The following is a 13,431-nucleotide window of genomic DNA, read 5'->3' as shown; positions in this document are numbered from 1 at the left end:
GGAGGTGCTGGAACTGACCGCGCCGGTGGAGACGCCGGCCAAGGGTCTGATCATCGAAGCGCGCCTCGACAAGGGGCGCGGCCCCGTCGCGTCCCTGCTGGTGCAATCCGGAACGCTGCGCAAGGGCGACGTCATGCTCGTCGGCGCGACCTTCGGTCGTATCCGCGCGATGCTGGACGAGAACGGCAAGCCGGTCGACGAGGCCGGGCCTTCGATTCCGGTCGAAATTCTCGGTCTGTCGGACGTTCCGGCAGCGGGCGACGAGGCGATCGCACTCGCCGACGAGAAGAAGGCGCGCGAAATCGCGCTGTTCCGTCAGGGCAAGTTCCGCGAGGTGAAACTCGCGAAGCAGCAGGCCGCGAAGCTCGAAAGCATGTTCGAGCAGATGGGCGAGGGCGAAGTCAAGACGCTGCCGCTGATCATCAAGGCGGACGTGCAGGGCTCGCAGGAAGCGCTGGTACAGGCGCTGAACAAGCTCTCGACCGACGAAGTGCGGGTCAATACGATCCATGCCGCCGTCGGCGCGATCAGCGAGTCCGACGTCAACCTCGCCCAGGCGTCGGGCGCGGTGATCATCGGCTTCAACACGCGTGCCGATGCCGGTGCCCGGAAGCTCGCCGAGACTTTCGGTGTCGACATCCGCTACTACAACATCATCTACGACGCGGTCGACGAAGTGAAATCGGCGCTGTCGGGGATGCTGGCGCCGGAGCGGCGCGAGAACGTCATCGGTCTCGTCGAGGTGCGTCAGGTGTTCAAGGTGCCGAAGGTCGGTTCGGTGGCCGGCTGTTACGTCCTCGAGGGCATCGTCAAGCGCGGTTCGCAGATCCGCGTGCTGCGCGACCATGTCGTGATCCACTCCGGCGAGCTGGAATCGCTGAAGCGCTTCAAGGACGACGTCAAGGAGGTTCGTGCGAGCTTCGAATGCGGCCTGTCGATCCGCAACTTCAACGATGTCCAGGAAGGCGATCAACTGGAAGTGTTCGAAATCCAGGAAATCGCACGGACCCTTTAAGCAATGGCCAAGGAGTTTTCCCGAAGCCAGCGCGTGGCGGAGCAGATCCGCCGCGAGTTGGCGGAGCTGATCCGGTTGGAGGTGAAGGATCCCCGTGTGGGATTCATCACGCTGACGGACGTCGAAATCACACCCGATTACGCCCACGCGAAGGTGTTCTTCACTTCGATGCGCGGCGAGGAAGGACTCGACGAAATCCTGGTCGGCCTGCGTCGCGCGAGCGGTTTTCTGCGCCGCGAGCTCGGCAAACGGGTTCGCATCCATACGTTGCCCGAGCTGCACTTCCAGTACGACAGTTCGGTGGAGCGGGGCAGTCGCATGTCGCAGCTGATCGACGAGGTGGTTCGCGAGGATGATGCGCGCCACAAGGACGATGCGGAAAGCTGAGCCGTTTTGAAAGCATCCAAGCAATTCCGGCATCAGCGCCGGATTGTCGACGGCGTTTTGCTGCTCGACAAGCCACAGGGGATGACCTCGAACGCGGCGCTGCAGACCGCGCGGCGTCTGCTGAACGCGGTGAAGGCGGGCCACACCGGCACGCTCGACCCGATGGCGACTGGACTCCTGCCGCTGACGTTCGGCGAGGCGACGAAGTTTTCGCAGATCCTGCTCGACGCCGACAAGGAATACGAGGCGACGGTCCGGCTGGGGATCGAAACCGATACGGGCGATGCCGAGGGGACGCAGATCGCGACCGCGCCGGTGGAGGTGACCGAGGACGCGATCCGCTCGGCGCTCGGTCGTCTGACCGGCGAAATTGAGCAGATCCCGCCGATGTACTCGGCGCTGAAGCGCGACGGCAAACCGCTTTACGAATACGCGCGCGCCGGAATCGAGGTGGAGCGTGCGGCGCGGAAGGTGACGATCCACGCGCTCGAACTTCTTGCGGTCGGTCCGGACTGGTTTTGGGTTCGCGTCGCCTGTAGCAAGGGGACCTATGTGCGCACGCTGGCGATCGATCTCGGCCGAATCCTCGGTTGCGGCGGCCATCTCACCGCGCTGCGGCGTACCCGTATCGGGCCGTTCTCGATCGACCGCGGGACGACACTCGATGCACTCGAGGCGGCCGCGCCGGAGCAGCGAGATCGCTTGCTTTCCCCGGCAGACGCCCTCGTCTCGCATCTTCCGCGGATCGAGCTCGATGCCGGTCAAGGCGCGTTGTTGCTGCAAGGGCGGGTCATCGCCGCCCCAGCGGGCAGCGCCGGGCTGGCTCGCGTCTATTGCGACCAGCGCTTTCTCGGCTTGGGCGCGCGCACTGCGGACGGCAAATTGTGTGCAAAACGGCTTGTTTCGACGAACGCATCTCCTGTAAAAGTCGATAACGATTGAGTTTTAAGTCCGGCGTTCGGTATAATTCGCCGCTTCTGATTGGCAGAACGAAAAGAGTAAACACCCACATGGCTCTCGATACCGCATCCAAGTCGCAGATCGTCAACGACTTCCAGCGCGCCCAAGGTGACACCGGTTCGCCCGAAGTCCAAGTCGCGCTTCTCACAGCCCGTATCAACGGGCTGACCGGCCATTTCAAGGCCAACGCCAAGGATCACCACTCGCGCCGTGGCCTGCTCAAGATGGTCAGCCAGCGCCGCAAGCTGCTCGATTACCTGAAGGGCAAGAACGCCGACAGCTATCGCAACCTGATCGAGCGTCTGGGCCTGCGCAAGTAATTTTCCTGGCTGTGTCGAAGCCGACAGCGCCGAATAGGGCACTTTAAGCCAGCAAGCCGGTGCGGGTCCCGAGGGACCGCACCGGCTTTGTTTTTAGCCTGTCTCGTTCGCCGTCGTCGCAGTTGTCGTCCGCTGCCCCCAATTTCTTAAGGATATTCACCTTGCCTACCGCTATCAAAAAGACCTTTGCTTACGGCGACCACACCGTCACCTTGGAGACGGGTGAAGTCGCGCGTCAAGCTGGTGGCGCCGTTATCGTCAATATGGACGACACGATGGTTCTCGCGACGGTCGTCGCCGCGAAGGAAGCCAAGGCCGGACAGGATTTCTTCCCGCTCACGGTCGACTACGTCGAGAAGTTCTACGCCGCGGGCCGCATCCCGGGCGGTTTCTTCAAGCGCGAAGGGCGCCCGACCGAGAAGGAAACGCTGACCAGCCGCCTGATCGACCGTCCGATCCGCCCGCTGTTTCCGGAAGGCTTTTATAACGAAGTGCAGGTCATCGTCACGGTCCTGTCGCTGAACCCCGAAGTCGATCCCGACATGCCGGCGATGATCGGCGCCTCGGCTGCGCTCGCGATTTCCGGCGTGCCGTTCGACGGCCCGATCGGTGCATGCCGCGTCGGCTACAGTGATGGGCAGTACCTGCTGAATCCGACCGTCGAGCAACTCAAGGCTAGCGAATTGAACCTCGTCGTCGCGGGCACCGAAGCCGCGGTGCTGATGGTCGAATCGGAAGCGAAGGAGCTTTCCGAAGAGGTCATGCTGGGTGCGGTCGTATTCGGCCACCAGCAAATGCAGGCTGCGATCCGCGCGATCAACGAACTCGTCGAAGTCGCGGGCAAGCCGGAATGGGACTGGCAACCGCCGGCGAAGAACGAGCCGCTGATCGCCCGCATCAAGGAACTCGCGGGCGCCGAGCTCGAAGACGCTTTCCGCATCACGAGCAAGCAGGCCCGGACGCAGCGGATCGCCGAGATCCGCAAGAAAACAATCGCAGCCGTCACCGAGAACGTCGAAGTGCCGCCGTCCTCGAACGAGCTGAAGGACATCTTCCACGACCTCGAAGCCGGCGTCGTGCGCAGCCGCATTCTCGCCGGCGAACCGCGTATCGACGGTCGCGACACCCGTACCGTCCGGCCGATCGAGATCCGTGTCGGCGTGCTGCCGCGTACTCACGGCTCCGCGTTGTTTACCCGTGGCGAGACGCAGGCCCTGGTGATCGCGACGCTCGGCACCGGCCGCGACGAGCAGATCATCGACGCGATCGCGGGCGAATACCGCGAGAGCTTCCTGCTCCATTACAACTTCCCGCCGTTCTCGACCGGCGAGACCGGCCGTATGGGCGTCACCAAGCGCCGGGAAGTCGGGCACGGCCGCCTCGCGAAGCGCGCGCTGGTGGCGGCCCTGCCGGCCTCCGAGGATTTCAGCTACACGGTTCGCGTCGTGTCCGAGATCACCGAATCCAACGGTTCGAGCTCGATGGCCTCCGTGTGCGGCGGCTCGCTCGCGATGATGGACGCCGGCGTGCCGATGAAGGCGCACGTCGCTGGGATCGCAATGGGCCTGATCAAGGAAGGCAATCGCTTCGCCGTGCTGACCGACATTCTCGGCGACGAGGATCACCTCGGTGACATGGACTTCAAGGTTGCCGGCACCGAGAAGGGCGTGACCGCGCTGCAGATGGACATCAAGATCCAGGGCATCACGAAGGAAATCATGCAAGTCGCGCTCGCGCAGGCCGGCGAGGGGCGGATTCATATCCTCGCCCTGATGAAACAGGCGCTGGCATCGCACCGCGGGGAAGTGTCGGAGTTCGCTCCGCGCATGATCACGATGAAGATCAATCCCGAAAAGATCCGCGACGTCATCGGCAAGGGCGGCGCCGTGATCCGCGCGCTGCAGGAAGAGACCGGCACCGTGATCGAACTGCAGGACGACGGCAGCGTCACGATCTCGTCGGTGAGCGCCGACGGTGCCCAACTCGCGAAGGAAAAGATCGAGGCGATCACCGCCGAAGTCGAAGTCGGCAAGGTCTATAACGGGACCGTGGTCCGCCTGCTCGATTTCGGCGCCATCGTGAACATCATGCCGGGCCGCGACGGACTGCTGCATGTGTCCCAGATCGCCAACGAGCGGGTCAATAACGTCGCCGACTACGTCAAGGAAGGTCAGGCAGTGCGCGTCAAGGTGCTGGAGACGGACGAGCGCGGCAAGATCCGTCTGAGCATGAAGGCGCTGCTGGATCAGGCTGCCGAGTAAGTCGCATTTATCATCACGAAAAAGGGACGCCGCGGCGTCCCTTTTTTTTCAAGCCGCGGCCGGCCTCCGCCGCGCGCCGGAGACTCCGGCATTGTTACTTCGCGACCTGGCGCTCGCGCATTTCTTCGAGCGTCTTGCAATCGATACACATCGTCGCGGTCGGACGGGCTTCGAGGCGCTTCAGCCCGATCTCCACGCCACAGCTGTCGCAGTACCCGTATTCGCCGGCCGCGATGCGCCCGAGCGCTTCGTCGATCTTCTTGATCAGTTTGCGTTCACGATCTCGGTTGCGCAGTTCAAGTGCGATATCGGACTCCTGGCTGGCGCGGTCATTCGGATCGGCGAACACCGTCGCCTCGTCCTGCATCGTATGGACCGTGCGCTCGATATCCCCCATCAGTTCCCGCTTGACCGATTCGAGCATGTCGCGGAAGTGCGCCAACTGCTTCTCGCTCATGTAGTCCTCGCCTTCGGCGGGAACGTAAGGCGGGAATTGCTTCTGCAGTGTATCGTCGGGCATGACTTCGACTTCCGGTTGATTGTTGAAGGAAGCGAACTAATATCAGAATCCGCATCACCGAGCAAGCAATCGGAGGGCCACCCCCGGCGACCGCCGAAGTGTCAATTGCGCAAGGGGCGAAAGCAGGCCGAAAAAGCTTGACGTTCGCCTGAGGATGCACGGTTTTGTTTTTAAAATCGCCCATTCCGGAGGCAAATACTGCTAACCCGGTTATTAAGGAGGCAATTTTTTTCGTCATGAACTCGTCAGGTGGGTTTCGACAGGCACAGCCGGAACGGCCTTGAGTTGCTGCGCCAGAAGCGGTGCCGTGGTCAGAGGATCGTGAATTTCCCGCGTGTCTTCGGTCGTGTAACGCAGCGGTAGTCGGGGCGAAACAAGACCGCAGACACTCTGCCGCGTACATCGTGCATTCTGCGTTTGACGCACTCCGATTCGATGTGTATTATTCGCGGCTCTCGGGGTGTAGCGCAGTCCGGTAGCGCGCTTGCTTTGGGAGCAAGATGTCGGGGGTTCGAATCCCTCCACCCCGACCAGCTAACCCCGATACCCGCGGGATTTCTGCCCGTAGCTCAACTGGATAGAGCACCGGCCTTCTAAGCCGGGGGTTGCAGGTTCAATCCCTGTCGGGCAGGCCAGACGTAAAGGTTTCTGAGTGCAGAATTTCTGCACTCGTGAAAGTGGCGGCATTAGCTCAGTCGGTAGAGCACTGGATTGTGGCTCCAGGTGTCACCGGTTCGATCCCGGTATGTCGCCCCATGTAATCAAGCGCTCAGCGCACATACGTATCTACATTGATTGTAGATCGTTCGACAAAAGCGGGCCCGCCAGTGAGCGGGCCCGCTTTTTTTTTGCGGGGGTTCAGCGCCGGACGAGCGGTTCGCCAATGCGACCGACGGAACCGACTGCATGGGTCGGGGCAACGGCGGCCCTCACGCTGGCGCGTGCAGGGGTCGCAACGGCGGTGTCTCCGACAAGGACGTACGGAGGCCGAGCCTGCGGCGCGGGGAGGGCGGCGGGGTACGGCCGGCCGATGCCCGACTCCGCCAAGGCGCGACGAACCGCGCCTGATCGTGCGGCGTGTGCTGCTTCCGGCTTTTTCGCGATGAAGGTGTTCCGTGGCACTTGGCTGGCGAGCGTCAACAGCTGATCCATCGCTCAACGCCAGCGGATTCCATCGGCCGCAAACACAACGACCCTCGCCACGCGCGACTCCCGTGACCCCGAGAATTACTCGGATCCCATCGCTCATTTCAACAACGCCTCGGCGTTCGAAAATCCGTGCCCAGGCCCTCGACCAGCGGGCCGAGAGCGGGCCGCATTGGCCCGCGGCGCATGCAACGCCAATTCGGTCTCTCTTTGTTTCCATTACGAGACTCCCGATGGCGAGAAAGTAGAATCGCTCGCCGCGACGCTGTCGCCGGGAATTCGTTTGGATTGATGAGAAGCGTATGAATAAATCGATGATGTTGGGGCTCGGGCTCGGCGCGTTGGGCGTGACTGCAGGGGGCGCCGTCGCCACCTACAGTCTCGTGGACTTCGAGCCGAAGTATGCCGAAGTGCTGGCCGTGGAGCCGCTCAAGGAAACAATCCGCACTCCGCGAGAAGTCTGCGAGGAGGTCGCCGTCAGTCGCCACAAGCCGGTCAAGGATCAACATCAGGTCGCCGGAACGGTGATCGGCGCCTTGGCAGGCGGCCTGCTCGGCAATCAGATTGGCGACGGTAGCGGCAAGAAGATCGCCACCGTTGCCGGGGCGGTCGCCGGCGGATATGCGGGCAACAGGGTGCAAGAGAACATGCAGGCCAGCGATACCTACACCACGACGGAAACCAAGTGCAAGACGGTGACCGACACCAGCGCAAAGGTCGTGGGCTATGACGTCGAATATCGACTTGGGGAACAAGTCGGACATGTGCGCATGGATCACGAGCCTGGCCCTCGGATTCCCGTTCAAGACGGCCAATTAGTCCTCACCGCCGGGCAGAGCGCGGCTGGGCAATAGTGTGGCGGTGCCGCGCGGCACCGGTTTCAAGCTCCCCCCGATCGTGTCCGCGGATGGGCGCCCGAGTTCTCTCGGCAGCCCGTCATGATCGGCGAGCTTCAACATGACCTCCTGCCTTCGACCGGCGGGACATCGATTCTCGCTTGCGGGTCGCCGAAACCATTCGGCAGGACCCGGCGGGTCGGACGCCGACGAGGAGGGTAATGGTGTGCCACCGGCAAGGAGGTGGGGCGCTACCCCCTCGTGCTGACGCTCGCGCGCCAGTCGCCGGTTGACCACCGCACGCTCACCCCCGCCGGTGCAGACTTCCACAGACCGAGCCCGACGGCTTTGGCCCGCACTCTGCGGGCGTGTGCGGCAGTTCGCCCGAAGGCCCGCGCGAGGCCACCTCACATAGCAAGCCGAATCCAGGGAATCGATTCATGACTCGGTGATGGTCGCCGGTGGAAGCCGCGGTCGACCCCGAGCCGGCGGACGTTCGTGGGGACGCGGAGCCCGCTCTGTTGCCGACACCGTGGACCGGATCCACGTGTCCGGGCGTGACAGCGTCGTGACACAGTGTCCTGATGCGGGGCCGGGCTGTACCGCCGAGGCTGTCGTGCGTGGCCTCCCCAGCCGTGGACCGAAGCTTGCTGTTGACTCTGCAAACGAGTGCGCCATATCCGGGCGTCCTTTAGCCGAACCTCAATTCGGATCGAGCCATGACGTTTGCACCCATTACCGCCACGATGCGTCCTGCGGCTGCTGCGCCGGTGTTTGTCGAGGCCCCGGCGCGGCTGCACCTCGGCTTCCTCGATCCGAGCGCGTCGCTCGGCCGCCGGTTCGCGAGCCTCGGCCTCGTGATCGACGGCATGAGCACGCATCTTTCGGTCGCCCGCGCCGCTTATGACGTTGTGGAGGTGCCTCAATCGTGCGGCGACGCGACGCGCGAACGCCTCGCCCGCCATGTCGATTTGTTGAAGCGCGAAACCGGCCTGCGATCGCCGCTGCATGTGATGCTGCACCGCGCGCCGCCGGTACACGCGGGTTTGGGATCGGGCACGCAGCTCGCCCTGGCCGTCGGGCGCGCGTTTGCCGCGTGTCACGGCCTCGAACTCGAAACCCGCCGTGTCGCGGCGCTGCTCGGGCGCGGGGAACGTTCCGGCGTCGGGATTGCCGGCTTCGACCGCGGCGGCCTGCTGCTCGACGGCGGCCCCGGCGCCGCCGGCACGGTTGCGCCGTTGCTCGCTCAGGCCGTATTTCCGCCGCGCTGGCGGGTACTGGTGGTGCTTGACGATCGCCTCGACGGCCTCCACGGCAGCCAGGAAAGGGCCGCGATGGACCGACTCGCGCCATTTCCGCGCGAACTTGCCGCCGAGCTCTGCCACCAGGTGGTGATGCGGCTGCTCCCCGGCGTCATGGAGGGCATGTTCGAGCCCTTTGCGGACGGCATATCGACGGTGCAGCGGATGATCGGCGACTACTTTGCGCCGGCGCAGGGCGGGTCGATGTACACCAGCGCGAGCGTAGGGCGATTTCTCGAGTGGATCCGTCCGCGATATTGCGCGGGCATCGGGCAGAGCTCCTGGGGGCCGACCGGTTTCGCGGTGCTGCCGTCGGCCGAGCGGGCCGCCGAGGTCATAGCCGCCGCCCGCGCTGCGGGTGCGATGGACCCTGCGCTGCGCGTCGTCGTCGTCGCCGGCCGAAATCGCGGCGCGCTGCTCGAGCACCATTCGGCCCGGAAAAACAGCCAAGGCGCAGCCCTGCGCTGCTGACCGCACATTCTCGATTTCATCGATTTCCTTTAGCCGACGGACACGACCATGGAACGCCGCCACATCCTCCATATGTTCACCCCCAGCCGCCAGATGAGCCCGTTCGACATCAACATGGCGGTCGATGCCGGCTACGACGTCGTGACCCCGTATTGCGGCGTGACTGCGGACGAGATCCGCGGCCTGACGCAGGACGCGATCTTTTCGCGCGGGCCGAAAGGGGTGAAGGCCACGGGCATCTTCATCGGCGGGCGCGACGTGCTGCTCGCGGCCGACATGCTCGACACTGCGCGTGCCGCGATGGTGCCGCCGTTCGAAGTGTCTGTGCTGGCCGATCCGAGCGGCTCCTACACGACCGCCGCAGCGCTCGTCGCCTGCGTCGAGCAGCAGCTGCGGCGTGCGCACGATACCGGCTTCGACGGCAAGCGGGTGCTGATCCTCGGCGGCGCCGGCACCGTCGGTCGCATCGCGGGGGTGCTCGCGGCCGGGGTCGGGGCGCGAGTCGCACTCGCCCATCACGCCAGCCTGGTGCGGGCCGAGGAAGCCGCGCGGGCGACCGGCGCGCGCTTCGACTGCAGTTTGGTCGGGGTGGACGCGAGCATGCCTGCCGCGCTGGCCGCGGCGCTCGCAGAGGCCGACGTGGTGCTGGCGACCGCGGCCGCGGGCGTTCAGGTGGTCGGCGCCGAGGAAAGGGCAGGCGCCGCGCGGCTGTTGGTCGCCGCGGACGTCAATGCGGTGCCGCCCGAAGGGATTGCCGGGGTCGGGGTGATGGACGACGGCAAGCCGCTGCCCGAAGGGCGCGGCGTCGGCATCGGCGCGTTGGCGGTCGGCAACGTCAAATACCAGGTGGAGCATCGGTTGCTGACCGCGATGCGCAACGCCGACAAGCCCTGCTATTTCGGTTTTCGTGAGGCTTTCGCGGTCGCGCGCGAGGTGGTCGCGGAAAAGGGGTGACGGCAGGCCGACGGAGGGGATGAGCATGCTCGCGCCGATCGCCGTCGCCGCGCTGTCGGTGCGGATACTCGCTGAGGCCGTGCGTGACGGCGGCTATCGAACGGTTGCGCTCGATCTCTTCGGCGACGTGGACACCCGCCGCGCCGCGCAGGCATGGTTGCCGCTCGGCGCCGCGGCGACGCTGTCGATCGACGGCGACGCGCTGCTGACCGCCTTGCACCGACTGCGCGCCTGTGGCGCCGCGGGATGGATCGCGGGCAGCGGCTTCGAGGCGAATCCGGAACTGCTCGCTGCCGGGGCGCAGATTCTGCCGCTGATCGGCAATCCGCCCGACGTCGTCGCCCGCGTGCGCAGTCCCGCCGAGTTCTTCGGCCGTCTTGCCAAGCTGCGGATTCCCCATCCGGAAACGCGTCGCGACTGCCCGCCGTCGCCGCTCGGTTGGCTGCGCAAGGACTTCGCGAGCAGCGGAGGCCGGGAAGTGAGATCGGCGCTGCCGGAGCGCTTCGACCTGACCGCCAGTGCGGGGCCGAATTGCCCGCAGGGAGCGGGGGTTCATTACCAGCGCATCACGCCCGGCATACCGATGTCGGCGCTATTCGTTGCCGACGGGCGGCGTGGCCGGCTGATCGGCGTCAATCGGCAAATCGTGCGGAAGCTCCGCGACCGGCCTTATGTCTTTCGCGGCTGCGTCGGTCCGGTGCCGGTGGCGTCGGACGTGAGACGCAAGCTCGAAGACTGGGTCGATGCGCTCGCGGCGGACTTCGGCGTGCGCGGCGTGAACGGACTCGACTTTCTCCTCGACGGCGACCACCCGTCGGTACTCGAACTCAATCCGCGGCCGCCGGCAAGCATTGCCCTGTACCGCGACGCGCTCCGGGGCGGGTTGTTGCGCGCGCATGTCGTCGCGTGCCTCGAAGGCGAACTGCCGGACGTGCGAGACGTGTCGAGCAGCGGTTGGACGTCGAAGACGCCGGCAAGGATCGCAATGACGGGCGCGGCACGGGCGACGGACCCGTGCGCTGCGACGGCTGGCGCGCAGGCGCTCCACCGCGGCTTCGAAGTGGTATTCGCGCGTCGCCCCTGCATCCTCGCCGACGCAGCGTCCGCTGCACTCGCGCGGCTCGACTGGTGTCACGACCTGCCGGCAGCGGGGACGCGTTTCGAGCCCGGCGATCCGGTGTGCACCGTGTCGGCAGCGGACACGACTGTCGGCGGCGTGCAGGCGCGGCTCGCGCGGCGCCGGCGACTCATGCCATCCTTACTGGAGCAAGCCGATGAAGGAAGCAGCGAAGGGCTTCGTGCCCACCAGCTTGAGTGTCAATGAACGCGCGGCGCCGCTGGTCGAGGGGCTGATCGCGGCGGCGACCGAACTGCGGATCGGCGTCGAGCGCCTCGAAAACGGCGTGACCGTCGTCGACGCCGGCATCGCGGTGCGCGGCAGCGCCGCCGCCGGTGTCGCGATCGGGGAGATCTGCATGGGCGGTCTCGGCCAGGTGCGGCTCGCGACGACGGGTGGGACGGGCGCAGCCGATGGCGGCTGGCCGACCTGGCTCGAAGTCGCGAGCGCGCAGCCGATCCTCGCGTGCCTCGCGAGCCAGTACGCCGGCTGGAGCCTGTCCGCGAGCAAGGAAGAGGGGGGCGGAAAGAAGTTCTTTTCGCTCGGCTCGGGTCCGGCCCGCGCGCTGGCCGCGCGCGAGGCCTTGTTCGACGAGCTGCGCTACCGCGACCGCGCGCCGGCCGGCGTGCTGGTGCTGGAGGTCGACCGCATGCCGCCGCCGGTCGTCGTGGACAAGGTCCTGCGCGACTGCGAACTCGCCCCCGATCAGCTCACGCTCATCCTGACGCCGACCAGCAGCCTCGCCGGCTCTGCCCAGGTGGTCGCGCGCGTGCTCGAAGTCGCGCTGCACAAGGCGCACGAACTCGGCTTTCCGCTCGCGGACATCGTCGGCGGCAACGCTCGCGCTCCGCTGCCGGCGCCGAGTCCGGACAGCGGCGTCGCGATGGGGCGCACGAACGACGCGATCCTCTACGGCGGCCAGGTCCACCTCACCGTCGCCGGCGGCGACGACGCCGCGCGCGACCTCGCCCGCCGTTTGCCGTCGTCGAACTCGCGCGACTACGGGCGCTCGTTCGCCGACGTGTTCCGCGATTACGACTACGATTTCTACCGCATCGACCCCGCGCTTTTCGCGCCGGCCGAAGTGTGGGTGAGCAGCCTCGAAAGCGGTCGCACGTGGCATGCGGGCGGCACTGACATCGCGCTCCTGCGCCGCCTGTGGCTGGACGAGGCATGAGCGCAGTCCACAGCCGCCGCGTCGCGATCCTCACCGACGAAACCGGGTGGCATACGAATCGCCTGCGCCGGGCGCTCGCGCGGCGCGGTTTCGAGGGCCGTTGCGCAGATCTGGAGGCCTGCCGCTTCGATACGTCGCGGACGGGGACCGGCCTCGCGATTCCGGGTTTCGGCCGTGCGCTGCCGGCCGCCGCGATCGTCCGCGGCATCGCGGGCGGCAGCCTGGAGCAGGTGACCAAGCGCCTCGGCATTCTGCACGCGCTGCGCGAGCTGGGGGTGCCGGTATACAACGACGCCCGCGCGATCGAGCGCAGTGTCGACAAGTCGATGACGAGCTTCCTGCTGCATCGCGCGGGCGTCGCGACGCCGCCCGCGTGGGCGTTGGAGTCGGAGGTCGAGGCGCGGCGCCTCGTGATGACCGAGACCGCCGCCGGACGCGGCCTCGTGCTCAAGCCGTTGTTCGGCTCGCAGGGCAAGGGGCTGCAGCGGGTCGGCCTCGTCGACGGCGTTCCGGTGCCGCTGCCAGACCTCTGCGGCTACGGTCGCCTCGCGTACCTGCAGCGCTTCGTGCCGCAGCAGGAAGGACTGGACGCGCCCGGTTTCGACTGGCGTGTTCTCGTGATCGGCGGACGCGCGCGGGCGGCGATGCGGCGCGTCAGTGCGCACTGGGTGCGCAACGTCGCGCAGGGCGCGCGCTGCTGTGCGGCAGCGCTCACACCGGCGCTCGCGACCCTCGCCGAAGGGGCGGCCGCGGCGCTCGGGATGGACTACGCCGGCGTCGACCTCGTGCCCGACGGGGCCGCGCCGCTCGGCGCCCAGGTCCTCGAAGTCAACGGCGTCGCGGCTTGGCGCGGTCTGCAGAGCGTGACCGATTTCGACATCGCCCAGGCCATGGTGGACGACCTGCTCGAGCGCAGCCTGGGGCTCGAACTCGCGCCGGCTCCCGAACTCGCAATCGCCGGGTGAG

At 66.2% G+C, this 13,431-nt stretch carries 12 protein-coding genes and 3 tRNA genes; 14 read left to right on the top strand and 1 reads right to left on the bottom strand.

The window, feature by feature from the left end:
• The 5 genes from infB to pnp all read left to right on the top strand — a co-directional run.
• Positions 1 to 1,015 (top strand): translation initiation factor IF-2 (infB, locus tag V6M37_RS13270; RefSeq protein WP_332674017.1); only part of this gene is annotated, 1,015 nt, incomplete at its 5' end.
• Positions 1,016 to 1,018: 3 nt separating this feature from the next.
• A complete protein-coding gene (rbfA, locus tag V6M37_RS13265; protein ID WP_332674015.1) occupies positions 1,019 to 1,402 on the top strand; it encodes a 30S ribosome-binding factor RbfA in 384 nt (127 codons plus the stop codon).
• Positions 1,403 to 1,408: 6 nt separating this feature from the next.
• Positions 1,409 to 2,344 carry a tRNA pseudouridine(55) synthase TruB gene (gene truB / locus V6M37_RS13260; RefSeq protein WP_332674013.1) on the top strand — a complete coding sequence of 312 codons (936 nt, stop codon included), beginning with the start codon at positions 1,409 to 1,411 and terminating at the stop codon, positions 2,342 to 2,344.
• A 68-nt stretch (positions 2,345 to 2,412) separates the two neighbouring features.
• Positions 2,413 to 2,682 (top strand): 30S ribosomal protein S15, encoded by a 270-nt coding sequence (rpsO, locus tag V6M37_RS13255; RefSeq protein ID WP_011239109.1) that lies wholly within the window; start codon positions 2,413 to 2,415, stop codon positions 2,680 to 2,682.
• 161 nt (positions 2,683 to 2,843) lie between these two features.
• Entirely contained in the window at positions 2,844 to 4,943 is a 2,100-nt protein-coding gene (gene pnp, locus V6M37_RS13250; protein ID WP_332674007.1) for a polyribonucleotide nucleotidyltransferase, read from the top strand.
• A gap of 94 nt (positions 4,944 to 5,037) precedes the next feature.
• Here the strand turns inward: pnp and dksA are convergent, their stop codons facing one another.
• The gene (dksA, locus tag V6M37_RS13245) at positions 5,038 to 5,463 is read right to left on the bottom strand and encodes an RNA polymerase-binding protein DksA (RefSeq protein WP_332674005.1); all 426 of its coding nucleotides are present in this window, start codon (positions 5,461 to 5,463) and stop codon (positions 5,038 to 5,040) included.
• Between the two features lie 456 nt (positions 5,464 to 5,919).
• Here dksA and V6M37_RS13240 point away from each other — a divergent pair.
• The 9 genes from V6M37_RS13240 (at position 5,920) to V6M37_RS13200 (ending at position 13,430) form a co-directional block, all read left to right on the top strand.
• A tRNA-Pro gene (locus tag V6M37_RS13240) sits at positions 5,920 to 5,996 on the top strand.
• Between the two features lie 25 nt (positions 5,997 to 6,021).
• A tRNA-Arg gene (locus tag V6M37_RS13235) sits at positions 6,022 to 6,098 on the top strand.
• 45 nt (positions 6,099 to 6,143) lie between these two features.
• Positions 6,144 to 6,219: transfer RNA gene (locus tag V6M37_RS13230), tRNA-His, on the top strand.
• Between the two features lie 692 nt (positions 6,220 to 6,911).
• The gene (locus V6M37_RS13225; RefSeq protein ID WP_332674004.1) at positions 6,912 to 7,463 is read left to right on the top strand and encodes a glycine zipper 2TM domain-containing protein; all 552 of its coding nucleotides are present in this window, start codon (positions 6,912 to 6,914) and stop codon (positions 7,461 to 7,463) included.
• A gap of 701 nt (positions 7,464 to 8,164) precedes the next feature.
• Positions 8,165 to 9,217: a beta-ribofuranosylaminobenzene 5'-phosphate synthase family protein gene (locus V6M37_RS13220; protein WP_332674003.1), complete on the top strand. Its 1,053-nt coding sequence runs from the start codon at positions 8,165 to 8,167 to the stop codon at positions 9,215 to 9,217.
• Between the two features lie 48 nt (positions 9,218 to 9,265).
• The gene (locus tag V6M37_RS13215) at positions 9,266 to 10,171 is read left to right on the top strand and encodes an NAD(P)-dependent methylenetetrahydromethanopterin dehydrogenase (RefSeq protein ID WP_332674002.1); all 906 of its coding nucleotides are present in this window, start codon (positions 9,266 to 9,268) and stop codon (positions 10,169 to 10,171) included.
• A 25-nt stretch (positions 10,172 to 10,196) separates the two neighbouring features.
• A complete protein-coding gene (locus V6M37_RS13210; protein WP_332674000.1) occupies positions 10,197 to 11,495 on the top strand; it encodes an ATP-grasp domain-containing protein in 1,299 nt (432 codons plus the stop codon).
• A complete protein-coding gene (mch, locus tag V6M37_RS13205) occupies positions 11,446 to 12,465 on the top strand; it encodes a methenyltetrahydromethanopterin cyclohydrolase (RefSeq protein WP_332673999.1) in 1,020 nt (339 codons plus the stop codon). Before V6M37_RS13210 ends, mch begins: the two co-directional genes overlap by 50 nt.
• Positions 12,462 to 13,430, top strand: coding sequence for an ATP-grasp domain-containing protein (locus V6M37_RS13200; protein ID WP_332673998.1), 969 nt, complete (start codon positions 12,462 to 12,464; stop codon positions 13,428 to 13,430). The genes mch and V6M37_RS13200 overlap by 4 nt, the downstream gene beginning before the upstream one ends.
• The last annotated feature ends 1 nt before the right edge of the window (position 13,431 follow it).

The organism is Aromatoleum sp., from assembly GCF_036675785.1.
In the GTDB taxonomy this organism is placed as follows: Bacteria; Pseudomonadota; Gammaproteobacteria; order Burkholderiales; family Rhodocyclaceae; genus Aromatoleum.
Note: the sequence above shows the minus strand (reverse complement) of the source record. Positions and strands in the feature narration are given on the sequence as shown.

Coding starts and splice junctions, on each gene's coding strand:
- rbfA (WP_332674015.1), top strand. CDS start 1,019: ATGGCCAAGGAGTTTTCCCGAAGCCAGCGCGTGGCGGAGCAGATCCGC.
- rpsO (WP_011239109.1), top strand. CDS start 2,413: ATGGCTCTCGATACCGCATCCAAGTCGCAGATCGTCAACGACTTCCAG.
- dksA (WP_332674005.1), bottom strand. CDS start 5,463: ATGCCCGACGATACACTGCAGAAGCAATTCCCGCCTTACGTTCCCGCC.
- V6M37_RS13225 (WP_332674004.1), top strand. CDS start 6,912: ATGAATAAATCGATGATGTTGGGGCTCGGGCTCGGCGCGTTGGGCGTG.
- V6M37_RS13220 (WP_332674003.1), top strand. CDS start 8,165: ATGACGTTTGCACCCATTACCGCCACGATGCGTCCTGCGGCTGCTGCG.
- V6M37_RS13215 (WP_332674002.1), top strand. CDS start 9,266: ATGGAACGCCGCCACATCCTCCATATGTTCACCCCCAGCCGCCAGATG.
- V6M37_RS13210 (WP_332674000.1), top strand. CDS start 10,197: ATGCTCGCGCCGATCGCCGTCGCCGCGCTGTCGGTGCGGATACTCGCT.
- mch (WP_332673999.1), top strand. CDS start 11,446: ATGAAGGAAGCAGCGAAGGGCTTCGTGCCCACCAGCTTGAGTGTCAAT.
- V6M37_RS13200 (WP_332673998.1), top strand. CDS start 12,462: ATGAGCGCAGTCCACAGCCGCCGCGTCGCGATCCTCACCGACGAAACC.